Here is a 23,481-nt window from a genome sequence, read left to right as displayed (position 1 = left end):
CTAGACGATTTATCTCAATTTCCTCTTATTGTTCAAGTATTTTTAGTGACTCTCGTATAAACGCTGGAATATCATCAGGTTGACGGCTTGTGACTAAGTTGCCCCCACATACCACCACTTCTTCATCTTTCACTGTTGCACCAGCGTTTTTCAGATCCACGTGAATGGATTTGTAACCTGTGATATGTCTTCCGTTTAACACTTCTGCAGAAATCAACAACTGTGGCCCATGACAGATTGCAAACACCGGCTTGCCTTCATCCGAAAAATGCTTCGTGAACTGAACGAACTTATCGTCGCCTCTTAAAATATCTGGTGAAAATCCACCTGGAATGAATAGAGCATCAAAGTCATCTGGTGATACTTCTGAAATGGCAGCATTTGTTGTCACTTGTGCTTCTTTTTGCATGCCTTCAAGTGTTGCTCCTTTTTCTGAGCCGATTACGGTTACCTCATGGCCAGCTTCTCGAAACGCTTTTGCGGGTTCCGTGTATTCTACATCTTCAAACAGGTTTGCTAATACCGTTGCAATTCTAGCCATTATTTAACCACTCCTCGTTTTTGTGTATACAATTGTTGTATTACCATTGAGGAAGGAAAGTAAACCCTTTTTTAAGTTCATGTCTTAAAATAATGAAACGATATAGAGATGAATCATGAGAACAGCGGCTAGTAAACTAATAATGGATGCAATATTCGTTTCAGTTTTCGACCCTGTTTTGGTATACAGAGGAAAACGAAATCGAATAGGCAGCGGGTAGAGAAGCTGTATACCTCTTGAAGTCGCGGCATCCAGTATCAAATGTGAGATCACCCCAACGACAAGGCCCATGCTTAAGCTGTCTTCATAATTCCAATCAATCCATTTAGGCAGCATCATCAGGAGTAGAATCATAATCCAGCTGTGCGTAATGGTCCGGTGACCAAACGTTTTTGATATTGTTTTTGATAGAAAGCTAGTCTTCTTGCCTAAATATGACCCCGGATGACAAAGGTCTGGCAGCAAACTCCCCAGAACAGCTGCTCCAAAAAAGGTCAGTTCATGCTGAAGGGAGTCAGGCGGCAGATCCGTTACAATCTTATAAATCGCACCTGCTGCCACTCCCCCAATTAGATGTGTGTTGCTCTTCATGTTATGTATCTCTCATTTCTCTAGTTGTTTTTCCATAGTGCTTAATCTGAAATTTGTTACTTTTAAGTTTTTTTGGCTCTTTTCTAACAGTTGTTGTTTTTTATTTTCTTCATTGATCAGTTGATTGGAGTGCAAGGTGCGAGACTCCTGGGGGATCAGCGGGACAGGTGAGACACCTAACAGTGCAGAGCGCTAGGTGGCTCACCGTACGCCCCCCCCGGAAAGCGAGCATCCTGGAACGGAAATCAACTACTTTCAAAAGCAACAGAGCCATATGTAAAAAGAAGAAAAAGAGCAGCATACGCTACTCTTTTGTTTGTTCCGTCGAAACCAACAACTTGATTCGTGTGATCGGACCTGTCTCACCAGTATCCACAACAAACGAACCATTGTTATATCGATCAGCTGGTTTGTAGTTTAAAGCTGAAATGGTTTCTTCTTTTCCTGATTTCGTCTCTAGCACAAAATGTGTTTCTTCTTCAGATACAAGCTTCATACCTACGATGCGATGTGGGTTTGATTTTAATTCTCTGACCATCACAAGCCCTCGTTTAGCACGAGATGTTTTATCAAACTCCGAAACCTTCATCTTTTTCAATGCGCCGCGCTGAGTGGCAATAATCACTTGCGCTTTGTCTGGATCTTCTGGAAGCGCAAATCCGCTTACCACATGGTCACCAGCTTTTAAGTTAATTCCTTTTACGCCAGATGCCCTTTGGCCGACGATGGAAATTTCTTCTTCTGCAAACCATAATCCTAACCCAAAATGAGTGGTAATAAAGACATCCTGTTTTCCGTTCGTTAACGAAACGTCTACTACTTCATCTTCCGCTTTTAGCTTAACTGCCATCAGTGGACGGTTGTAGCGTGATGCTTTGTAAGCCTTGAGTTCTGTTTTCTTCGCCATACCCTGCTTTGTAAAGAAGATGAGGTATTGGTCTTCTGCAAATTCTTTGATCGGGTACGCTTTAATCAGCTTCTCATCTTTATCCAGTCCAACAAGACTCGCTAAATGCTGCCCCATGTCCTTCCAGCGGATCTCAGGCATCTCGTATACTGGCAGATAGATGTAGTTTCCTTTGTTCGTGAACATGAGAAGCGTTTCTGTCGTGTTCAGCTGTGACGCCATGAGCAGTGAATCCGTATCCTTCATGCCTGGCGGTTCGCCGTTTGATGCACTGTAAGAACGAACGCTTGAACGCTTAACATACCCATCTTCCGTAACGGTCACCATCACGTCTTCAGAAGGAATCATCACTTCCATGTCGATTTTAATTTCTTCAATTTCCGCTTCGATCACCGTGCGGCGGGGATCTGCATACTTTTTCTGTACCTCAGACAGCTCTTTTTTAATCACATTATATAATTTCTTCTCACTATCTAAAATTGAACGAAGATACGTAATCTTTTTAGCCAGTTCTTCTGCTTCAGATTGAAGCGTCGTGATATCCGTATTCGTTAAACGATAAAGCTGCAACGTAACGATCGCTTCAGCTTGTGGTTCTGTGAACTGAAACTTTTCGATAATGTTGTCTTTTGCGTTTCGCTTATCTTTAGAAGCACGGATGGTTTCAATCACTTCGTCTAGAATTGAAATAGCCTTGATCAAACCTTCAACGATGTGTGAACGTTCTTCTGCTTTTCTCAGATCATAAGTAGTACGGCGTGTAACTACTTCTTTTTGATGCTGAATATAAGAATGAAGAATGGCTTTTAATCCCATCAGCTTCGGTGTTTTGTTATGAATTGCAACCATGTTGTAGTTGTAAGAGACTTGAAGATCGGTATTTTTGAAGAAAAAGTTTAATATTCCTTCTGCGTTACCGTCTTTCCGAAGCTCAATTACGATTCGTAAACCAGTACGATCCGTCTCATCACGAATCTCAGCGATACCATCTACCTTTTTATCTAAACGCAGCTCGTCCATACGTTTAACGAGGTTCGCTTTGTTCACTTCAAAAGGTACTTCTGTAATAACAATCTGCTGGCGACCGCCTTTTAAGCTTTCAATCTCCGTCTTTGCACGAATGACAAAGCGGCCTTTTCCTGTTTCAAACGCCTTTTTAATTCCGTCAAGCCCTTGTACGATTCCGCCTGTCGGGAAATCAGGACCTTTAATAACCGTCATTAATTCATCTAGTGAAACATCAGGGTTATCGATCTGCATCGTAACGGCATCAATTACTTCACCTAGATGATGTGGCGGAATATCTGTTGCATAACCAGCAGAGATACCGGTTGAACCATTTACAAGAAGGTTCGGGTAACGGCTTGGCAACACAACTGGTTCTTCTGTTGTATCATCAAAGTTTGGTGCGAATTCTACGGTTTCTTTATCAATATCACGCAATAGTTCAGACGCGATTGCAGAAAGCCTTGCTTCTGTATAACGCATGGCTGCTGCTGGATCTCCGTCGATACTACCATTGTTACCGTGCATTTGAATCAGGACGTTTCTTACTTTCCAGTCCTGACTCATACGGACCATCGCTTCATAAACGGAAGAATCACCGTGCGGGTGATAGTTACCGATTACGTTACCGACCGTCTTTGCCGATTTTCTGTATGGTTTTTCGTTCGTGTTTCCTTCTGCGAACATCGCGTATAAAATACGGCGCTGAACGGGTTTCAGGCCGTCTCTTGCATCAGGTAATGCACGCTCCTGAATGATGTATTTACTGTATCTTCCGAAGCGGTCGCCGATTACGTCTTCTAACGGCAGCTCTCTAAATTTCTCAAGCAGTGACAATCTTTAAACCTCCTCAGAATGCTGACAAGTTCTCGTTATCTAGTATGTTCGTTTCTTCGTTTATGCCGAACGCCACATGTTCTTCAATCCACTTACGGCGTGGTTCAACTTTATCTCCCATTAAGACAGATACACGTTTTTCGGCACGGGCAGCGTCATCTATACGTACACGGATCAGCGTACGTGTGTCAGGATCCATCGTTGTTTCCCATAGCTGGTCGGCGTTCATCTCGCCTAGACCTTTGTAGCGTTGAATGATGTAGCCTTTTCCGATCTTTTTCTGTGCTTCTCTTAGCTCGTCTTCATCCCAGGCGTACTCAATGACTTCTTTCTTTCCGGTTCCTTTGCTCACTTTGTAAAGAGGAGGAAGTGCGATAAACACTTTTCCTTCTTCAATAAGCGGCTTCATATAACGATAGAAGAACGTTAAAAGAAGAACCTGAATGTGCGCGCCATCTGTATCCGCATCGGTCATGATGACAATTTTATCGTAGTTCACATCTTTCAATGTAAAATCAGAGCCGACTCCAGCACCGATTGCATGAATGATTGTGTTGATTTCTTCATTTTTAAAAATATCTGCAAGCTTTGCTTTTTCCGTGTTGATTACTTTACCACGAAGCGGCAAAATCGCTTGGAATTTACGGTCTCGTCCTTGTTTTGCTGAACCGCCCGCAGAGTCACCCTCTACCAGGTACAATTCATTACGCTCAGGATTCTTTGATGTAGCTGGAGTTAATTTACCGCTTAACATCGAATCTTTACGCTTGTTCTTCTTACCGTTACGCGCATCTTCACGAGCCTTACGAGCTGCTTCACGAGCTTGTGCGGCTTTAATACTTTTACGGATGAGCATTTCACTTATTGCAGGATTCTCCTCAAGAAAATAAGCGAGCTTTCCAGCTACAACCGCATCAACGCTAGATCGCGCTTCACTCGTACCTAACTTACTCTTCGTTTGCCCTTCAAATTGAAGAAATTCTTCAGGAATGCGTACGGAAACTACCGCCGTTAACCCTTCACGAATATCAGATCCATCTAGGTTCTTATCTTTCTCTTTCAACATGTTCGTTTTACGGGCATATTCGTTAATGCTTCTTGTAATTGCTGTTTTCGCACCAGATTCATGCGTCCCACCGTCTTTCGTACGAACGTTGTTTACGAATGACAGTACGTTTTCTGCATAGCCATCGTTGTATTGAAACGCAAAATCAACTTCAATCTCGTTTTGTGTTCCTTCAAAACTTACGACAGAGTGCAGAGAATCTTTATCTTCGTTCAAATATTTTACGAATGCTTCAAGACCTGTATCAAATTGAAACTCATCTTTTTCACCGTTACGGGCATCTTCAAGCACAATCTTGATGCCTTTTAACAAGAATGCTGCTTCTCTAAGACGTTCGCTTAATGTTTCATAATTATAGTTGATCGTGGAAAACATCGTACGATCTGGTTTGAAATGGACGGTCGTTCCAGACTTGCGTGTGTTTCCGATCACTTCTAGAGTTGTAACGGGCTTACCGCCATTCTCAAAACGCTGGCGATATGTCTTACCATCACGATGGATTGTTACTTCAAGCCATTCTGATAGAGCATTTACAACAGAAGCACCTACTCCGTGAAGTCCTCCAGATGTCTTGTATCCGCCTTGTCCGAACTTACCTCCAGCGTGAAGTACGGTAAAAATGATCTCTGGTGTTGGTTTTCCGAGCTTATGCATTCCAGTAGGCATTCCGCGGCCATCGTCTGATACTGAAACACTATTATCTTTGTGAATTTTCACATGTATGTAATCACCGAATCCGCCTAAAGCTTCATCAACGGCGTTATCTACAATTTCATAAACGAGGTGATGCAAACCTCTGGCATCCGTACTTCCAATATACATACCAGGACGCTTTCGAACGGCTTCTAAACCTTCAAGCACCTGTATGGCATCATCGTTATATTCCATAAATGACTTATTACTTGCCAAAATGTGTTGCTCCTTTCACGTTGCTGCAGTACTACTATAATAGCAGAACGTTTGTTTCTATACTACTGTTGTCTGTATATTCTCCTCTTATTTCTCGGTATATCGACCGAAAACCTTTAGCCTAAAAAAGAATATTACTTATAAAAAGTGACAATGTAGTTAAGCATGGGAAAACCACCCGTATGATTGCGGGTGGTTCATTACTACCGTATCATAGCATGTTCCACTTTAATGCACTTATCCATAATATAAGGAATCGTCGCACTTTGCAAAATCTCTTCTGCTTCAGCGCTGTATAAACCAAGCTGTGCCCAGAAAAAACCTGCTTTTATTTTTACTGCTGAACGGGCAACCTCTGGAAGGAATTCACTGCGTCTGAACACGTTGACAATATCAACATGTCCCTCAATGTCCTCAAGAGTAGCATATGCTTTTTGCCCTAAAACCTCAGTGACATTAGGATTCACGGGAATGATCTCATAGCCAGCATTCTGCATGTATTCTGAGACCATATAGGAAGTACGAAACGGCTGATCGGATAAACCGACTACAGCAATACGTTTTCTTAATTTTAACAGGTTCTGGATATCTTGTGTCGTTGCAGCTCCCATTTTTTCTTCCTCCTAATATCTTTTTATATAGTTTTAGACAAAATTCGTACAAATGAAACATTTTCATGAAAAAGCCGGCATTCTCGAGTTCGTTTCGAGAGCCGCCGGCTTATGGAAAATTATCCGTTTAAGCGGTAAATATCACTGTACTTTTTCTCAAAATAAGCGATCAGATGATCTGGATTCAATCCTTCACCTGTTACATCTTTTAGGATTTCAATCGGCTTCTTCATCTTCCCATACTGATGGACATTCTTCGTTAACCATTCTTTGATCGGCAGAAGGTTACCAGACTCCACAAGTGAGTCGAAGTCAGGAATGTCGTTCAGCATCGCATTTTTAAGCTGTGCTGCATAAATGTAGCCTAAAGCATAAGACGGGAAGTAACCGAAGCTTCCGCCTGACCAGTGAACGTCCTGAAGCACACCTTCCGCATCGTTTTTCGGAGTTACACCAATATTTTCTTGCATTTTTTCGTTCCAGATACGCGGCAGGTCTTTCACTTCGATCTCATCGTTAAACAGACCTTTTTCAATTTCATAACGAACGATAACATGCAGCGGATATGTCATTTCATCTGCTTCAATACGGATGAGTGATGGCTCAACCACGTTAATTGAACGATAGAAATCTTCAAGCTCTACTCCGTTAAACTGTGCACCAGAAACGCTCTTTAACATCGCGTAATGGTTCTTCCAGAAACCAAAGTGACGACCAACAAAGTTTTCCCAGAACAGAGATTGAGACTCATGAATTCCCATCGATGTACCCGTTGCAAGAGGAGTTCCTACAAGCTCTTCAGAAATGTTTTGCTCATAAAGTGCATGTCCGCCTTCATGGATCGTTCCGAAAACGGCCGTACGGAAGTCGTTCTCCATATACTTTGTCGTTACACGTACATCCCCAGGATTTAAACCGATCGCAAACGGATGAACCGTTTCATCCAAACGGCCAGAATCGAAATCATAGCCCATGTCTTTTAGAACATGCATACTGAATTCTTTTTGCTTATCTTTTGGGAAATGTTCGAACAAGAACTTCGTATCAGGCTGACCTGCTTCTGTAACTTTTTGAAGAAGAGGCACGATACGGTCACGCAGCTTAGAGAACGTCTCATCTAAGATCTCAACTGTTACGCCTGGCTCATACATATCTAAAAGCGTATTGTATTTGTTGCCTTCATAGCCCCAATACTCAATAAACTTCTTGTTGAATTCAACTAGCTTTTCTAAGTAAGGCTGGAATAAGGAGAAGTCAGATGCGTTCTTCGCTTCTTCCCAAACGGTTTCAGCTTTCGATTGCAAAATTACATATTCTTTAAATTCAGCAGGTGGAATCTTCGCGTTGCGCTCGTAATCCTTTTTCACTTCTTCTAACGTCTTTTTCGTAACGTCAGACAACGAATCCTGAACTTCTGGCTTTGAAAGTTCTTCGATATAATTTTTCATTTCCTCAGACGTAGACATCGCAAATACATCGGATGATAATGTTCCGATTACTTCAGAGCGTTGTTCTACACCTTTTTTAGGAGCCCCCGTACGAAGATCCCAATACATAAGACCGATCGCTTCGTTTACATGCACCATTTTTTTTACATAATCTAAGAATTCTTTTTCAACAGTTAATTTAGTTTGTGTCATTTCATTTCCATCCCTTCACGGTTTCATTAAAAACATACCGTTATAAGATTTCGTGACACAATAAAAAAGTCCTGCTGGTCGATTTTATTTTTTCTAAAAATCTTCCTTAAACATTTCAGCATATGTCGCAAATGATGGGTCGATATTGTTTACGTGTCCAATTGATTGATGAAGCACATTTTGTATTTCATCTTTATGATGATCCGCTAGATGTGGCTGAAGACTGTGAAATGCCTTTTTAATGCTGTCTAAATGACTGTATTGTGTGTACATCGTATTACCTGCCTTTGTTTATTCGTTAGGCATAGTATGTACAGGTCGTTATGTATATTAAACTGATCCTTTTATCGTATTTGGGTACTTTATTTCAGATGTTTGATAATAGATAAATAAAACTTGTACGGTACGTGAAATTATTAGGTGGATTGAGGAATAAATAGTAAAACAGGCCAGCTCTGTATGAGCCAGCCTGTAATTTATTATGAATTTATTGCAGCATTCCACGAATCTACGATTGTCTAGGTGGTCGCTTCCCGAAGTATTGGTAGTAATCCGTCTTAAGATCACCGTTGTACAATTTGCGTTTCTTTGTTGCTGAACGGCCGTAGTATTCTTCAAACTTTTCGTTTGAAGTAATCACATATACACTCCACGTGTCATAGGGTTTCATCGCATGCCCAAGATCACGGTACATCTGTGCTACTTCATCTCTCTCACCTAATCGCTCTCCATAAGGTGGGTTCGTCACAAGGCAACCGTACTCTTTTCGAGTAGTAAAATCACGCACTTGCATCTGTTTAAACGTAATAAAATCTTCAAACCCGGCTTCGTTTGCATTGTTCTTGGACAGCTCAATCATCTTATGATCAATATCCGATCCTTGTATCTCAAGAGGCAAATCGTATTTTGCAACGTCTTGAGCTTCTCCTACTGCCTCATACCAAACCTTTTTATCGATCCAGTTCCATTTTTCAGAAGCAAACTCACGGTTTAAACCTGGCGCGATGTTTTGTCCGATCATCGCTGCCTCAATAGGAAGTGTTCCTGATCCACAGAACGGGTCAGCGAAAGGTTTGTCTGGTGTCCAGTTTGTCAGCATGATAAGCGCTGCTGCCATCGTTTCTTTAATAGGCGCACCACTGTGCAATTCACGGTAACCGCGCTTATGAAGACCTGTACCACTCGTATCAAGCGTTAATGTTGCAATATCTTTATGGATCGCAACTTCAATCCGATACAATGCACCGTCTTCGGGAAACCATGTTTTACGGTTGTAAGCCGTTTTTAAGTTATCGACTACTGCTTTCTTTACGATCGCCTGACAGTCAGATACAGAGAAAAGCTTTGATTTTACCGATCTGCCGATTACAGGGAATTCTCCATCCTCTGGGATAAAATCAGCCCATGGAAGTGCTTTTGTTTTTTCGAACAATTCATCAAATGTTTCTGCTGTAAATTCACCTACCACAAGTTTAACGCGGTCAGCTGTACGCAGCCATAGATTAGCTTTTACGAGTGTTTTCTCATCACCATCAAAATACACTTTTCCATTTTCAACTTTTACGTTTTCAAAACCTAGTGCGCGCACTTCATTTGCTACAAGGGCCTCTAATCCCATAGCAGCTGTCGCGAGCAGTCGTAATTGTGCCATATCATAAAACTCCTTACTTCTCTTGCATTTAGTGTTGTTAACAGTATACCCTTAATTCCAGACTCTTTTTTATGTAAAATAGAAAAAGCCCCGGTAAACGGGGCCCTCATTCAGCTTTAATTTAGGTACCAATAACGTTCTGTAAGCCATGTTCTGTTCCTTAGTACTGCAAACGGCTGGTAGCCTCGTACACCGGTGGTAATCATCTATCTACAAAAAGCCTTAGCTTTTTGTTCTCCCATTCGTTCAATTCCGAAGTGGGAAACTCCCCTACCATAATTTGGGTTTCTCGCTCGTGGGGTTTACCTCGTTCCACTCCCTCTGTTTCCATCGGGACTACGTCACTGTGGCACTTTCAAGTTATTAACACCATATCCAATGGACTTAGGTGCGTTCCCTGCCGTTAACCCAGTAAGCTCAAAAAGAGCAAACCAAGATACCCTGGCTTATTTTTTGGCCAGGCACGATCATTACGGTCATCTCAGATCCGTGCGAGCATGGACTTTCCTCTAAACTAGAAAATCTAGTCCAGCGATTACCCGAACGTTATTGATTTAGTTTTTAAAAGCAAGATTCATTATAGCATGCAAAACTCATAAAAACAAATGGATAATAACTGGAATCAATCGTATAATTTGCTACCAAAAACATGTTTTTCCAAGTTAGACAAACGCTGAAGAATATCGGAGTTCGTCGTACTTGAAGTTACTGCAGGCATTCTGCGTGTCTGCTGATGATCAGAAGAATTTTGAGCATCTCTGCGCAGTCGATTGTTTTCTTGGACAACCGCATCGTACTCTTTTTGGAAGTTTTCATAATCCTTAATGATAAGATCTAAGAATTTGTCTACTTCGTCTTGATCATAGCCACGAAAGCCTTGTTTAAAGTCTTTTTCCAATATTTCTTTCGCCGTTAAATGAAAACGCTGTTCACTCATGTGAATCACCTCACACAAAGATTCTAAGATTTATTTTTTCATTACCTGACCTAAATGTCAATTTCTTTCTACTTTACTCTTACTTATTCATTGCGATTATATTGTTCTTCTTGAACAAGAACATCCAAGTCATAAGGAGTAATATAAAATATTTCGTACGAATTGTCCATTTCCTGCTTTTGTTTGGCTGCATCGAGATAATACTTCGGCGAACCATCCTTTTCTTCGTCGTAAAGAAGAAGAATAGCATCGCTTTTCTGCACCAGAAACTGATTCTTCACACGCAGCTGGCCAGGCGACTCATAAGGCTTCCGGCTTACAGAATCCACAAAATCTGCCTGAGCTAAAATTTCGTGATATTTTTCTTGTACATTTTCTTTCCACCGTGCTTCTTGCTCTAAAAATGGTGTTAAAACGGCAAGCTTCAGATCAGCGTACTCCAGCTGCAGCTCGAACACCACTTCTGCAGCCCACATTTCCACACCAGGCTGGCCGCTGATGATGACCCATTCTAATCCTTCATCAAGTAAAGAAACGATTCTATTCTGTAGTGCTTTCTTTATGTAGTATACCCCTTCATGCTTATCACTAAAGATGCCTAGCTCATGGGCTTTGTAACCGCTTATGAGTAACGTTTGAAGCATTTAATAAACCCCCTATTAATGAAAACACCCGGCTTCATTCATAGCCGGGCTTTTCATTAAAAGTTTTGTGTTGAATGACTGATTTCATTGCCAATCATAAGCGTTAAACCGACTACAACAAAAAATAGAACGACAATCCACTGCTTCACGTACCATCTCTCCATAGCTTAAAATATATCATTTCCCTCTTTACTTTTTGGGTTATTTTGCGAAAACAATCGAACAACACAGAATATTGACGAAAACCACGTAGAAATATGAGGTTTCATGGCGTATTTTGCGCTTACCCGGGGAATAAAAAGAGGGGAAATTTATTTTTTCAAAAACATTTTCATGTCCTCTCTTATTCTACAAAAAACAAAGGCAATTGAGAAGAGATATTTTGAACTTATTCATAAATTTGACGAATTTTTACGAATATTGGATGATGCGTTGTTCTAATCGTTCGATCCTTTTTGCAAAAGCCCGTTTTTCCTGCTCTTCTTTCCTCTTTGTTAATCTTTTTTTACCCTTCCAGACGGTATATGCGGCAACTGCAAAATGGAGCGCTTTTTCATATTCTTTTTGTACGTGCTCATAATATTTAGAAAGCTCAACTGCAGGCTCTTCATCCAGCTCATTTTCCTGAAGCAATTCAAGCCAGTATTGAACAGAAATCTCTATTTTGTTCTGCTTTTTATATAGAGCAGCAAGCGATTTTTTTGATTGAGATTGCAGTGAAGTTCCCGTTTGAAGGACTTCATCGTAAAGGGATGAAGCAAATTCTATTTCATTTAATGATTCAAACCATCGAGCCGCTTCATACGTTTCCTTCTCTGTCCGGAAACTATTCCCTGTCACAACGCCAGACATATGTGTAAAGAGTGTAATTAAAGATAATACATCCCACTCATTATGCTGAAAAACACCTTCAAGCAGCGACGGATCTCCTTCGTTGCAATATTGAAAATAAAGCATTGGAGCTAAAAATCCAGGAGTGTCGTGTATCCGATTTACGCCTAAAATCTCTTTTTCAACAATCGAAAGCTTTACTGCAGGAAGCGTCTCTTTCCAAAGCCTTCTTGCACCATGCAGCAGATCAAAGTGGCCGAACTCAGGCAATGATGGAACATAATCTCTGATTAGCGTATGACGTGTTTTTACTTGCGGCCAATCAAACGATTTTCCGTTATATGTCACAAGGTTCCGCAAATTCTTTACATGATTTAAAAAGTAATGATAAAGTGCCACTTCAGACCCTGGTCCAGGCAAGAAAAACTGATGAACCAAAACGTGATCTTCTTTTATTTGGCTCATTCCGAGCATGAAGATCGTATTTCCGGCTCCACCGCTTAAACCGGTTGTCTCTGTATCGAAAAATAACAGTTCAGAGACGTCCAGACCTTTAGCGTTGAGGGGATGATGCGCATTTACTTCCTGCCACTGGGCCACTGCATGCTTCACATCAGAAAACTGATAGCGCCCCCAAACTTGATCGAGCGGATATTGCACTTTTCGAATGATGCAATAATCGTCTTCAAAAAAGTAAGGTTCGGCTCCAAACTTCTCCCAATATTCTGCATGATCAATAGTAGTATCTTTTGGAGCCTCAGTAGTCGTTTTTGTTTGAAGAGGTGGTGTCGAAACAGGGTTAACCATATGCTTTTTTAGCCGGTTCAGTTTATTTTGAATCGACATGATGTGCCGCTCCTTTAATCTGAGAAATCAGTTTCACAGCAAGCTCTTTGCTGTTATTTCCTTCTTCCAGCGTACCTGTACAAGACGGGCAGCCGTTTTCGCATGGACAGCGTTTTATCATGGCAAGTGCTTGTTCAAGTACCGTATCCCACGATCCATACACTTTTTCACTTAGTCCGATACCGCCTGGATAACGATCATAGATAAAGATCGTCGGCAGCTGATTATGAACGGCTTTCACTTGTGGAACCACATGTAAGTCATTTGCATCGCACATAACAAATAATGGTGCAACGTGGCGCAGCACGTGTGCAATCCCCAGTAGACCCGCTTCTAGCTTTTCTTCACTCAAGTCTTCATTTTGGAACGTTAACCACGTTGCGGAAGTATGAAGCTCCTCTTCAGGCAGATGAATCGGTCCAGACCCAATGTTATCATGAGTTTCGAATTTAATTTTTTTAAAGATTGTCGCTTTAGCGACGACCATAACATCGCCATAGGCTTTAGCATTTTGTTCGTTTGTCGTTTCTTTGTCCACTTCCAGCACGTTTAATGAAACAGCAAGATTTGCATCCGTAAAATAGTCTACGTCCACTTCACGAACAAATGCTTTCTTCTCTTCATAATCGAGTTTTTCGACTTGATATTGTGTACCTTGATGGAGATAGATGGCTTCTTCATGAAGAAGGGTCATCGAACTGAAGCGGTCCATCTCACCGATTACTTTTACATCAGCGACATTGGTTTGATCTATGATGACGACGTTTTCCTGGGATGCTGAACGCAGTGAGATGTTATGAGCAGGAAACGAATCGTTCATCCAATAAAAATGCTTTCCGCGTTTATGAAGGACTTGTTCATCCACTAAAAACTCTAAAACATCCTGAATCTCTTGATTGCCAAATTTATCGTTTTCTTGAAACGGCAGTTCATAAGCCGCACATTTCAGGTGATCTACTAAAATAATTAAGTTGTCTGGATTCATTCGAGCCGATTCTGGTGAACGTTCAAAGAAGTAATCCGGGTTTTGTATAACATACTGGTCGAGTGGTGATGATGATGCTACCATTATGACCACACTTTCATCCTGACGGCGTCCTGCTCGTCCAGCCTGTTGCCACGCACTTGCAATCGAACCTGGATAGCCAGTCAAAATGCATGCATGAAGCTGACCGATATCGACACCAAGTTCTAATGCATTTGTTGAAACGACACCCATAACCTCTCCGTTTCGAAGTCCTTTTTCAATGGCTCGACGCTGTTTAGGCAGATAGCCTCCGCGGTAGCCTTGAATCGACTTCGTGCCAAACTCCTTTTTCACGAGCTCTTGTAAATAAGTAAGCAGAATCTCAACTCTTACACGGCTTCGCGCAAATACAATCGTTTGTATGTGGTTTTCTAAAAACAGTTTGGCTAGATTTCTGGCTTCCAGTGTTGCACTTCGCCTTACGTTAAGCGGTTTGTTTACGACTGGAGGATTATAAAACAGAAAATGCTTACGTCCAGCCGGGGCACCATTGTTATTAATCAGTGTCATTGGGTTTCCTGTAAGCTGTTCTGCTAACTCTTTTGGATTCGCAATGGTTGCAGAGGTACAGATGAAGATCGGATCGCTTCCGTAAAACTTGCAGATGCGTTTTAATCGCCGGATTACATTGGCCACATGGCTTCCGAACACACCTCGATATGTATGCAGCTCATCTACAACGACATATTTTAAGTTCTCAAATAAAGAGACCCATTTCGTATGATGCGGTAGAACAGCAGCATGAAGCATATCAGGATTCGTCATGACGATGTTCCCCGCTTTTCTCACCACTTGGCGGATATTTGCCGGTGTATCGCCATCATACGTATAACTCTTAATATCGAGTTCCATCTCATCGATCAGTTCATTCATCTCTGATTTTTGATCTTGAGCTAGAGCTTTTGTAGGAAAAAGATATAGAGCACGAGATTCAGGATTGTTTGCTACCTCTTGCAGCACTGGCAGGTTGTAGCAAAGCGTTTTCCCTGAAGCCGTTGGTGTTACCGCTACAAAGCTTTCTTTTCTTAGCGCTGCTTCATACGCCGATAACTGATGAATATATAGTGAAGAAATCCCTCTTTTTTGAAGAGCAGATTGAATGTTTATATGCAAAGAGTCTGGCAGTGGAACCGAAACCGCTTCTTTTGGCTCGATCGTCTTCCAGTGCACAATTTGTTTTGATATATCAGGTTCACGTAAAACATCCATGACTTGCTGGATGGATTTTTTTCGAAACATGTCTACCACCTCAATATCTATTTTAACGAATATTTGTTCGTAATGAAACAGGGACTTAATCATATGATCAAGTCCACAAAAGTTTATCGATTTTTTTGTTGGATAATCTCTTCTTAGCTTACCGCAGATGAACAGCAGGACCGTAAGCAGTAAACTGCAATAAAGTACAATCACTTATCAAAATCTCACATACAATATAATAACAAAATGAAGCTGCAGGTGAATGGACTATGAAAGAGGAATTACTGCCACCAAAGGATTTCTACTTTTCAACACTCGATTGGATAAATATTACGGGGAACCAAGAACGTTTATATGAAATTTACCCGGAATTAAAAAATCCAGCTGTTGGAAGAGTAGAAGAATATAAAATAATTGAAGGAAAACCTGAATACAGCAATAAAGCGTTTGTAGCGAGTTTACCAGGTGGACGAGTTTTGTCTGACAGAGCAGTCATCTCACCAGACAATAAACTTCTATACGACCTCTCTGTTGAATGGATGACTCCACCCGAACAGCACTCTATTTTTAAAGAAAAATCTTTGCCTCCTATGACCCTAATTGATGAGACCGTAGCAATGCTAAATCATCCCGCAGGCTATAACTATTTTCATTGGTTGCTTGAAAATTTGGCACGTATTCATTTAATTGAACAAAGCAACATTAAGATCGATAAATATATAATTAATCACCGTTCACTCCCTTTTCAGCTTGAAACGCTTAGGGCATGTGGAATCACCAATGACCGAATTTTAGTCCCGCATGAAAAGTTCCATATTAAAGCTAAAAATTTAGTTGTCCCCTCTTATGTGAATTTGCCAAATGCTTGGTCGTGCAAATATGTTAGAGATTTGCTTTTATCCAAGTTTAGGGTAGAAAAAAAGAAGAAGTATGAACGGGTTTATATTAGACGTAAGAATAGAAGAAAGGTTACTAATGAAAGAGAGATTTTATCTGTTTTGGATAAGTATGGTTTTAATAGCATATTCCTCGAATCGATGCAGGTACAAGAACAGATCGAAGTTTTTTATTCCGCAAGTATAGTTGTTGCTCCCCATGGTGCGGGGTTGGCAAACCTTGTTTTTTGCGATCCAGGAACGACGGTAATTGAATTATTTACACCTAGTTATATCGAACCGCACTATTGGTTAATCAGCAAGCTAATGAATTTAGACTATCGATTTATTTTAGGAAATAGAGAAAATCCAAATAGTTTTTGGTCCGGTTTTGATGACATGTCGATTGATAGCTCAGCACTTATTCATGAACTAGAAAAAGAATAACCTATCTTGAAAAATTAGCTCCATACCGAGTACTTATCATGTTTGCTAAAGAAGATTTCCGATCATACTGATGCACGATTGATGCAACTTTCCCATTCATGAGTAGGATCTGGTCCTTTTCGTTAATCACTAAATTATTTTCATCTTCCAAAGCTACTGTCATGATTGGGCCGGTTTTATTGTCTGAGAATGATACTGGTTTTATTTTTTCACTATAAACTATATAGTTGTGCACTGCTTGATCAGATAATGAAAAATATCCATTATAAAACAATGCGGCATTCATTTCTTTCAAATATTTGATTATTTGTTTAGACGGACCAAATGTAGTACCTGAACATAAAATAGTTTTATTTTGTAAGGAATTATAAATATGATATCCAAATTTTGTTAATATCCACCTCGTATTATGGATTTCTTTGGATATCTCGCAGCATTCCTTAGCAACTGTAAGAGAATCACGCTTCCAATCTTCTTTAAAAGGATCGGATTGGAAAAATACATCTCGGATATCAGTTAATAAAACGTCTTTATAATTACTTTCATTTTCTACCATGAATTTATAATATAGATAATAACGATAATCATTTATTGCAAAACTATATTCTAGTCCCACACGCTGAAAAGGAATTAAATTAACTGCAAAATTTAATCTTTTTATCATTTCTTGAGTTTCTTGATTAATATTTTCTATAAATAATGTAACCTCACCTGTGTAGCCCGTTTGTTCGAGAGACCAAAAAAATACTCCTATTTTATCCCAATCATAATCTGTAGCAACTGCGAGAATAAGGTTCTTTCTACTTCCATTACCCACTATATAAGCCCTCCTCACACGAAATATCCAATTTTGACTATTACTATAAGTTATGAGAGACATGAAGAGCTTATATCAAGTAATTAACGAAGACTAAATACCAAAATTCACAAGTTAGCTTACACTTCTTAAACCTAAAACAGCATGTATGAAATGCTGTCTAACATTACTTTTTATTTTTGGCAATTTGGGCAATAAAAGGATTTGTGCGTAGTACTTTCTGCTCTTTTGATCTCAGCACCACAGCGATTACACGTTTCACCTTCCCTTTCATATACGAGTGTGTTGCTGTTATACCCTCCTGTCTTTTTGTCTCCTTCATACATTGGAAAATCCATATAACCACCGTATTTAATAGCTCTTGTAAGAACCGGTTTCATGGAATCAAATAACTGTTTGATTTCTGTTACTGACAGGTCGCTTGCTTTTCGAAACGGATCTATTTTAGCTTGAAAACAGATTTCGTCCGAATAACAGTTTCCAATTCCTGCAATGAATTTTTGATCTACCAATAAAGGTTTTAATGATCCTCTTTTAGTTTGTATACGATTTTCAAAGTCATCAATATTTAACTGTAATGGTTCTGGGCCTAGGTCTTGAAGTTTCTCGTCCAATTCTTCCTTACTTAATAAATGTAGATACCCTAATCGCAATCCTATAAAATTGAGCTGCAATTCTCCAAAAGAAAGAATGATTTGTTTCGTGCGATCAGGGCTATTGTTTGTGTTCCCAAGAAACATCAAGCCACCAAGCATAAGATGAAGCAACAGATAATTTCCTGAGCTTAACTCGAAAATTAAGTGTTTCGCTCTTCTTTTTATAGAGGTAATGTTCTTCCCAAGAATGGCATCTGTAAAGCTTTGAACTGATTGGTTGATCGATTTTTCTCTATTAATCTCTACGTTCGTTATTGGCTTATGTAAGATATTGTGACTCAAAAATTCTCGATACGTCTCCATCTCTGGCAGTTCCGGCATACTTTCAACTCCTTATCCTTTCATTAGTATTAAGCCGGTTTCTTATTTTATGTAAACAAAAAGGACAGCCACTAAGAGCCATCCTCTAAAAATTATATACTTGTACGCAGATCCCAAAGCTCTGGAAAGAAACGTTGGTCTAATACTTTCTTTAAATAGTTCACGCCTGATGATCCACCTGTTCCCACTTTAAAGCCGATGATGCGTTCTACGGTTTTCATGTGGCGGAATCGCCACTGCTGCAGCCAGTCTTCAATATCTACGAGCTTTTCTGCCAATTCATAAAGATCCCAATACTTCTCTACGTTTCGGTACACTTCAAGCCATGCTGCTTCTACTGAGCTGTTATATTCGTAGCGTTTTGTAACATCCCGGTTAAGGACTTCTTCATCAATGTGAAGACCTGCTTTTGCTAACGCCTGGATTGATACATCATACAAACTTGGTGTATGAAGAGCGGCTGTCAGTTGTTCGTGAAGGTCTGCATCTTTTTTATAGATCTCCAAGATATGTGGAGTTTTATATCCAAGAGCAAATTCAATCATCCGATATTGATAGGATTGAAAGCCTGATGCTTGTCCTAGCTTATCACGAAACTCCATGTATTCTGCTGGCGTTAACGTTGAGAGTACATCCCACGATTCGATGATCTGAGATTGAATCTTTGAAACACGTGCGAGCATTTTAAAAGCAGAATGAAGGTTCCCGCTTTCGATAGAAGAAATCGCTGATCGTGTTTCGTGCAGAATAAGTTTCATCCATAACTCAGACACTTGATGGATAATGATAAACAACATTTCATCGTGATGACCGGAAAGCCTGTTCTGACCGGATAAAATTTTATCAAGGTTCAGATATTCTCCATACGTCATTTGATTAATAAAATCCGTGTGAATTCCTTTTTCTGTTTCTTTGCTGTCTAATTTTTTCTGTTCTGTCATTCTAATCCACTCCCCCGGACGAGCAACTTGTTTGGTATCGCTTTCATTATACATGATTATGAGTTATGTATTTATCTATAATTGAACAAAAAAAATAAAACCTGGGACGAATCCCAGGTTTTTCTTACAAGGAGGTTACTGATTAACGAAGTCCGCCTAGCGCTTGTGCTACAAGACGCTTAGTGATTTCGCCACCTACTGATCCGTTTGCACGAGAAGTTGTGTCTGGTCCAAGATGTACTCCGAACTCAGCAGCGATCTCTTGCTTCATTGCGTCAAGAGCTCCTTGTGCTCCAGGAACCACGATTTGGTTGCTGTTGTTACGTGCCATGCGATTTCCCTCCTTTGGGAGATAATATGTACGAAAAACTTTTTTGTTTTCCGTTAAAGGTAGTATGGGTTAATTTTGAAAACCTATTCATAGAAATATAAATTTTTTCAAAAAAAAAACAAGAACTCGTCATAAGTCCTTGTTTTTCAGCTCTTTGCTTAATAAATCTTCTTCTATTAATTGTGCTCTCTTTAACTCTTTTGCAGAATGTTTCTTAAAAAAGACAACCGTTCTCCACGCAAAAATCGTAAAAATCGCGAGCGTTATAAAAGCCGGAATGTACTCAAGTTTGTTCTCTGGAAACACAATTGGCAACATCTCTTTGCACCCTTTCGGTAAACAATTACATTTTATTATACCAAAAAAGGACAAGTATTGTTAAATTATAGAGAGGTATTTGTGTTGTTTCTGTTAACGCTCTCTCGATGTTCAATTGGTTTAGCAGTTAGCTTGCTGAAACAGAATACAAGAAATATGCCAAATGCAAAGCCTGCCAGTATGTCAGATGGATAATGGACTCCTACATACACGCGGCTTACACCCAAGAAGAATGGAAGAAGCACTCCAGTCCAAAGGATCCAACGCTTTTGGTATCGTTGATAAATAAGAACTGCTGCAAATAAATAAAACGTTATTCCTACCATGGCGTTCCCGCTTGGAAAACTGTAACCATCTTCCTCCATCAAACGAAAATCCATCGGACGCTCCCGCTCGATCATGTTTTTTACTAGCAAGTTAAGTCCATAAGAAACAACGATACTTCCAAACAGCAAAAAGCTGTTTCGCCATTGTTTCATTATGATAAGAACGATCGCGCCTAGTAGACAGAGTCCCGCGAGCACTTTCGCGTCTCCTATATGCGTGAAGGCTACTACAATTTCATTTAACCATTCCGATCTCAAGCCTAAAATAAATTTTCTAACGATTAAATCAAATGATTTTACTAAACTGGATTCATAAAACGCAAAACTAACAAAAATCAACACACACAAACTCAGGACTATGTAACTTTTTTTCATTTTCACTCCCCCTCCAATTATTTTACGTTAAAACATCCATTAATAGGAATAAAATCCAATGAAACATGTCCTTTTCAACCTTTCTAAGAACAAAGCAAGTGAATTTTCAGCTTCAGAACCAAGTTACCCTTATACCTTAGGGGGTATAAAGGTAAAGGATTCAAGAAATATTTGAAATAATCCTAGAAATTCCGGATTTAATCCGGCGAGTTTTGGCTATAATCCAGCGAATTCAGCACATATATCGGCGAGTCGACGTAACTCGACAAACCCAAACCATCTTATACCTCTCAAGCATAAGCAACAGCATTAACCATAGATTTAAGGTTTCTAACCAACAAAAAAAAGCCCTCCTTACAAAGGAGAACTTTGGCTTTCTGCTTCACATTCTTTTATATAACGATTCCATGGGTGTTCTTTGCAATCTTTGCTGCAAGAGCGCTTATGTTCATGCTCGCAATCTTCACACATCAATAGATGCGCGTTGCATTCTGGGTTTCCGCATTTTACATAACGTTCTTCGAGATTTCCGCAATGATAACACTTTCCCACGACGGTTTCTTCACCGCTTCTGTTTACCGGCACAGATATACGCTCATCAAAGACATAACATTTTCCGTCCCATAGCTTGCCTTTTGCTTCTTCATCATACCCGTAGGAGATGATTCCGCCTTCAAGCTGTGATACGTCTTTAAATCCTTCTTTCACTAAAAATCCTGAGAATTTTTCACAGCGGATACCTCCCGTGCAATAGGTCAAAACCTTTTTGTCTTTAAACTGACTAAAGTTTTCACGTACCCATTGAGGAAGCTCTCTAAATGTTTCCACGTCTGGTCTGATCGCATTTTTAAAATGGCCGAGGTCATATTCATATGTGTTTCGTGCATCAAGAATGACCACATCTTCTTGCTGCATCGCTTCAAGCCACTCTTTTGGAGAAAGATGCTTTCCTGTAAGTTCATTCGGGTTCACATCATCTTCAAGACTCAAATGGACAAGCTCTGGCCGCACACGGACCTTCATCTTCTTAAAGGCATGATCATTCGTTTGCTCTATTTTAAAAACCGTATCTGCAAAACGAGGATCTTCCTTCATCAACTGCATATACTCTTCTGTCTGTTCAACCGTTCCTGAAACAGTTCCATTTATTCCTTCGCGGGCGACAAGAATTCTGCCTTTTAATCCAATCTGTTTACAAAGAGCGAGGTGTTCCTCTTTAAACTCTTCAGGATCGTCTATTGACACATATTTATAATATAACAATACTTGAAAGTCCATATATTCCACCTACTTATGCTTCTTAAAAAACTACCTTTCCTATAATAACAAATTATGAGAAAAAGAAAAATACAGGACGCATCCTGTATTTTAGATTTTATTTAATGTGTAGTTTTGCAATAGCGAAGCGGCCTCAATAGATTCTTCTTCTTCCGCTAATTGAAGTGCGGTCTTCCCATCACCTTTTGCGAGGAAAGGATCGGCTCCCTTTTCTATAAAATATGAAATCATTTCAGGATCGTTGTGCTGTGCTGCTTGATGCAGGACTGTCCAACCCCCGCTCTGCTGTTCGTTAATATCCGCTCCATACGATAATAAAAGACCGATCATCTCTTGACGATTCTTCATATTTGCCGCGGCCGCATGAAGTGGTGTATTTGCCATGTTGTTCCCTGACTTCACATGAACATCTGCTCCTTGTTCAAGAAGCAGTCTTACGATATCAATATGGCCAAAATGCGCGGCCAAATGAAGAGGTGACCACCCATCATTCAATGTATCTATTTGTACATTTCCTTTCTTTAACAAGTCCTCAATTTCGGTTATCTTTCCATCCATCGCTGCTTGGTGCAGACTCATATCATCACCCTTTCTAATTTTTGGTTCAAGACTACTTCTTCTAAACAACATAAAAACCCTTCAAGATACATTTATTTACAAAATTTTTCTGCCATTCCCAGTTGTTTACCGTGCAGAATTATGTGAACATTTAAATAGTGAAAGTCGTTGGGGGAACTGGATATTTGGGGGATATTATGCGTTTAAAAATACTATCTTTATCATTAGCAGCTTTTTTGATGATGGGTACAGCTGCTTATGCTTCAACACCTTATACGGTTCAGCAAAATGAAACACTGTGGAAGATCTCACAAAGTAAAAATGTAAGCCTTTCTCACTTGCTAGGAATGAACCGGCTTACTAGTTATTCGATCTATCCTGGTCAAACGATATACATTCCGTCTTCTTCAAAGATTTATACCGTTAAAACAGGAGACACTCTTTATAAAATCGCTTCGGCGTCAAATGTTAGTTTATGGGCAATACAGCAGGTAAATCCTCAGATCAAGCAAATCAATTGGGTTTATCCTGGACAAGTTTTAGACCTGCCAGCTTCTGCTGCACAAAAACCTGCAGCTTCAGTACCTGCTACAACTTCTGTTGATGCATATGCGACTCAAGTTTCACAGCTCGTGAACCAAGAGCGTCAAAAAGCCGGCCTTGCCCCATTAACACTTGATGCTGAATTAAGCAATGTTGCTATGGCAAAAGCAAAAGACATGATCGCAAAAAACTATTTCGATCACAACTCACCAACTTACGGATCTCCGTTTGATATGATGCGCAGCTTTGGAATCGATTACACAGCTGCTGGTGAGAACATTGCTAAAGGACAAACTTCTCCTCAAGCCGTTATGACGGATTGGATGAACAGTCCTGGTCATCGCCAAAACATTTTAAGCTCTAATTATGACTCCATTGGAGTTGCCTATTACCAAGGAGCTTGGGTACAGTTATTCAAAAAATAAGGATCTTCCGCCGACTTCCACTATAAA

General features: G+C 40.1%; 22 protein-coding genes and 1 other RNA gene. 2 read left to right on the top strand and 21 right to left on the bottom strand.

Annotated elements, in window-relative coordinates; genetic code table 11:
- Nucleotides 1-25: 25 nt before the first annotated feature.
- The 13 genes from P8610_RS06630 to P8610_RS06570 all read right to left on the bottom strand — a co-directional run bounded on the left by P8610_RS06630 (nucleotide 26) and on the right by P8610_RS06570 (nucleotide 15,282).
- On the bottom strand, nucleotides 26-541 hold the full coding sequence (locus tag P8610_RS06630; protein ID WP_394603663.1) for a type 1 glutamine amidotransferase domain-containing protein: 516 nt from the start codon (nucleotides 539-541) through the stop codon (nucleotides 26-28).
- Between the two features lie 84 nt (nucleotides 542-625).
- Entirely contained in the window at nucleotides 626-1,132 is a 507-nt protein-coding gene (locus P8610_RS06625) for a metal-dependent hydrolase (protein WP_394603662.1), read from the bottom strand.
- Between the two features lie 304 nt (nucleotides 1,133-1,436).
- Nucleotides 1,437-3,881 (bottom strand): DNA topoisomerase IV subunit A, encoded by a 2,445-nt coding sequence (parC, locus tag P8610_RS06620; protein WP_394603661.1) that lies wholly within the window; start codon nucleotides 3,879-3,881, stop codon nucleotides 1,437-1,439.
- Nucleotides 3,882-3,894: 13 nt separating this feature from the next.
- Complete coding sequence (parE, locus tag P8610_RS06615) at nucleotides 3,895-5,835, bottom strand: DNA topoisomerase IV subunit B (RefSeq protein ID WP_394603909.1); 1,941 nt, start codon at nucleotides 5,833-5,835, stop codon at nucleotides 3,895-3,897.
- 224 nt (nucleotides 5,836-6,059) lie between these two features.
- Entirely contained in the window at nucleotides 6,060-6,467 is a 408-nt protein-coding gene (locus tag P8610_RS06610; protein WP_394603660.1) for a CoA-binding protein, read from the bottom strand.
- A 119-nt stretch (nucleotides 6,468-6,586) separates the two neighbouring features.
- Nucleotides 6,587-8,107 carry a carboxypeptidase M32 gene (locus P8610_RS06605; RefSeq protein ID WP_394603659.1) on the bottom strand — a complete coding sequence of 507 codons (1,521 nt, stop codon included), beginning with the start codon at nucleotides 8,105-8,107 and terminating at the stop codon, nucleotides 6,587-6,589.
- Between the two features lie 93 nt (nucleotides 8,108-8,200).
- Entirely contained in the window at nucleotides 8,201-8,380 is a 180-nt protein-coding gene (locus P8610_RS06600) for a hypothetical protein (RefSeq protein WP_394603658.1), read from the bottom strand.
- A 235-nt stretch (nucleotides 8,381-8,615) separates the two neighbouring features.
- Nucleotides 8,616-9,758, bottom strand: a complete 1,143-nt coding sequence (locus P8610_RS06595; RefSeq protein WP_394603657.1) for a THUMP domain-containing class I SAM-dependent RNA methyltransferase — start codon at nucleotides 9,756-9,758, stop codon at nucleotides 8,616-8,618.
- Between the two features lie 137 nt (nucleotides 9,759-9,895).
- Nucleotides 9,896-10,305, bottom strand: an RNA gene (gene rnpB, locus P8610_RS06590) — RNase P RNA component class B.
- A gap of 75 nt (nucleotides 10,306-10,380) precedes the next feature.
- The gene (gpsB, locus tag P8610_RS06585) at nucleotides 10,381-10,695 is read right to left on the bottom strand and encodes a cell division regulator GpsB (protein WP_289495379.1); all 315 of its coding nucleotides are present in this window, start codon (nucleotides 10,693-10,695) and stop codon (nucleotides 10,381-10,383) included.
- Between the two features lie 83 nt (nucleotides 10,696-10,778).
- The gene (locus P8610_RS06580) at nucleotides 10,779-11,339 is read right to left on the bottom strand and encodes a DUF1273 domain-containing protein (protein ID WP_289495378.1); all 561 of its coding nucleotides are present in this window, start codon (nucleotides 11,337-11,339) and stop codon (nucleotides 10,779-10,781) included.
- Nucleotides 11,340-11,750: 411 nt separating this feature from the next.
- Nucleotides 11,751-13,016 (bottom strand): ribonuclease H-like domain-containing protein, encoded by a 1,266-nt coding sequence (locus P8610_RS06575; protein WP_394603656.1) that lies wholly within the window; start codon nucleotides 13,014-13,016, stop codon nucleotides 11,751-11,753.
- Complete coding sequence (locus tag P8610_RS06570) at nucleotides 13,000-15,282, bottom strand: DEAD/DEAH box helicase (RefSeq protein ID WP_394603655.1); 2,283 nt, start codon at nucleotides 15,280-15,282, stop codon at nucleotides 13,000-13,002. The genes P8610_RS06575 and P8610_RS06570 overlap by 17 nt, the downstream gene beginning before the upstream one ends.
- 230 nt (nucleotides 15,283-15,512) lie before the next feature.
- Between P8610_RS06570 and P8610_RS06565 the strand changes: the two genes are divergently transcribed.
- The gene (locus P8610_RS06565) at nucleotides 15,513-16,565 is read left to right on the top strand and encodes a glycosyltransferase family 61 protein (RefSeq protein ID WP_394603654.1); all 1,053 of its coding nucleotides are present in this window, start codon (nucleotides 15,513-15,515) and stop codon (nucleotides 16,563-16,565) included.
- 1 nt (nucleotide 16,566) lies between these two features.
- Here the strand turns inward: P8610_RS06565 and P8610_RS06560 are convergent, their stop codons facing one another.
- The 8 genes from P8610_RS06560 to P8610_RS06525 form a co-directional block, all read right to left on the bottom strand.
- The gene (locus P8610_RS06560) at nucleotides 16,567-17,382 is read right to left on the bottom strand and encodes a hypothetical protein (RefSeq protein ID WP_394603653.1); all 816 of its coding nucleotides are present in this window, start codon (nucleotides 17,380-17,382) and stop codon (nucleotides 16,567-16,569) included.
- Nucleotides 17,383-17,555: 173 nt separating this feature from the next.
- A complete protein-coding gene (gene mutM / locus P8610_RS06555) occupies nucleotides 17,556-18,359 on the bottom strand; it encodes a DNA-formamidopyrimidine glycosylase (protein WP_394603652.1) in 804 nt (267 codons plus the stop codon).
- Nucleotides 18,360-18,451: 92 nt separating this feature from the next.
- On the bottom strand, nucleotides 18,452-19,300 hold the full coding sequence (gene kynA, locus P8610_RS06550; protein WP_289495372.1) for a tryptophan 2,3-dioxygenase: 849 nt from the start codon (nucleotides 19,298-19,300) through the stop codon (nucleotides 18,452-18,454).
- 142 nt (nucleotides 19,301-19,442) lie between these two features.
- Entirely contained in the window at nucleotides 19,443-19,631 is a 189-nt protein-coding gene (locus P8610_RS06545) for an alpha/beta-type small acid-soluble spore protein (protein ID WP_066395381.1), read from the bottom strand.
- 129 nt (nucleotides 19,632-19,760) lie between these two features.
- Nucleotides 19,761-19,949, bottom strand: coding sequence for a hypothetical protein (locus P8610_RS06540; RefSeq protein ID WP_289495369.1), 189 nt, complete (start codon nucleotides 19,947-19,949; stop codon nucleotides 19,761-19,763).
- 65 nt (nucleotides 19,950-20,014) lie between these two features.
- Complete coding sequence (locus tag P8610_RS06535) at nucleotides 20,015-20,650, bottom strand: phosphatase PAP2 family protein (protein WP_394603651.1); 636 nt, start codon at nucleotides 20,648-20,650, stop codon at nucleotides 20,015-20,017.
- A 354-nt stretch (nucleotides 20,651-21,004) separates the two neighbouring features.
- Complete coding sequence (locus P8610_RS06530) at nucleotides 21,005-21,928, bottom strand: rhodanese-related sulfurtransferase (protein ID WP_394603650.1); 924 nt, start codon at nucleotides 21,926-21,928, stop codon at nucleotides 21,005-21,007.
- 90 nt (nucleotides 21,929-22,018) lie between these two features.
- Entirely contained in the window at nucleotides 22,019-22,507 is a 489-nt protein-coding gene (locus P8610_RS06525) for an ankyrin repeat domain-containing protein (RefSeq protein ID WP_394603649.1), read from the bottom strand.
- A 176-nt stretch (nucleotides 22,508-22,683) separates the two neighbouring features.
- Between P8610_RS06525 and P8610_RS06520 the strand changes: the two genes are divergently transcribed.
- A complete protein-coding gene (locus tag P8610_RS06520) occupies nucleotides 22,684-23,454 on the top strand; it encodes a LysM peptidoglycan-binding domain-containing protein (RefSeq protein ID WP_394603648.1) in 771 nt (256 codons plus the stop codon).
- Nucleotides 23,455-23,481: the final 27 nt, after the last annotated feature.

The sequence above is a fragment of the Fictibacillus sp. UD genome, from assembly GCF_043558025.1.
In the GTDB taxonomy this organism is placed as follows: Bacteria; Bacillota; Bacilli; order Bacillales; family Fictibacillaceae; genus Fictibacillus.
This window is presented reverse-complemented; position numbering and strand designations above follow the sequence as displayed.

Bases quoted from the DNA above. Each gene is read 5' to 3' on its own strand.
- P8610_RS06630 (WP_394603663.1), bottom strand. From the start codon at position 541: ATGGCTAGAATTGCAACGGTATTAGCAAACCTGTTTGAAGATGTAGAA.
- P8610_RS06625 (WP_394603662.1), bottom strand. From the start codon at position 1,132: ATGAAGAGCAACACACATCTAATTGGGGGAGTGGCAGCAGGTGCGATT.
- parE (WP_394603909.1), bottom strand. From the start codon at position 5,835: ATGGAATATAACGATGATGCCATACAGGTGCTTGAAGGTTTAGAAGCC.
- P8610_RS06610 (WP_394603660.1), bottom strand. From the start codon at position 6,467: ATGGGAGCTGCAACGACACAAGATATCCAGAACCTGTTAAAATTAAGA.
- P8610_RS06605 (WP_394603659.1), bottom strand. From the start codon at position 8,107: ATGACACAAACTAAATTAACTGTTGAAAAAGAATTCTTAGATTATGTA.
- P8610_RS06600 (WP_394603658.1), bottom strand. From the start codon at position 8,380: ATGTACACACAATACAGTCATTTAGACAGCATTAAAAAGGCATTTCAC.
- P8610_RS06595 (WP_394603657.1), bottom strand. From the start codon at position 9,758: ATGGCACAATTACGACTGCTCGCGACAGCTGCTATGGGATTAGAGGCC.
- gpsB (WP_289495379.1), bottom strand. From the start codon at position 10,695: ATGAGTGAACAGCGTTTTCATTTAACGGCGAAAGAAATATTGGAAAAA.
- P8610_RS06580 (WP_289495378.1), bottom strand. From the start codon at position 11,339: ATGCTTCAAACGTTACTCATAAGCGGTTACAAAGCCCATGAGCTAGGC.
- P8610_RS06575 (WP_394603656.1), bottom strand. From the start codon at position 13,016: ATGTCGATTCAAAATAAACTGAACCGGCTAAAAAAGCATATGGTTAAC.
- P8610_RS06570 (WP_394603655.1), bottom strand. From the start codon at position 15,282: ATGTTTCGAAAAAAATCCATCCAGCAAGTCATGGATGTTTTACGTGAA.
- P8610_RS06565 (WP_394603654.1), top strand. From the start codon at position 15,513: ATGAAAGAGGAATTACTGCCACCAAAGGATTTCTACTTTTCAACACTC.
- mutM (WP_394603652.1), bottom strand. From the start codon at position 18,359: ATGCCGGAACTGCCAGAGATGGAGACGTATCGAGAATTTTTGAGTCAC.
- kynA (WP_289495372.1), bottom strand. From the start codon at position 19,300: ATGACAGAACAGAAAAAATTAGACAGCAAAGAAACAGAAAAAGGAATT.
- P8610_RS06545 (WP_066395381.1), bottom strand. From the start codon at position 19,631: ATGGCACGTAACAACAGCAACCAAATCGTGGTTCCTGGAGCACAAGGA.
- P8610_RS06540 (WP_289495369.1), bottom strand. From the start codon at position 19,949: ATGTTGCCAATTGTGTTTCCAGAGAACAAACTTGAGTACATTCCGGCT.
- P8610_RS06535 (WP_394603651.1), bottom strand. From the start codon at position 20,650: ATGAAAAAAAGTTACATAGTCCTGAGTTTGTGTGTGTTGATTTTTGTT.
- P8610_RS06530 (WP_394603650.1), bottom strand. From the start codon at position 21,928: ATGGACTTTCAAGTATTGTTATATTATAAATATGTGTCAATAGACGAT.
- P8610_RS06525 (WP_394603649.1), bottom strand. From the start codon at position 22,507: ATGAGTCTGCACCAAGCAGCGATGGATGGAAAGATAACCGAAATTGAG.
- P8610_RS06520 (WP_394603648.1), top strand. From the start codon at position 22,684: ATGCGTTTAAAAATACTATCTTTATCATTAGCAGCTTTTTTGATGATG.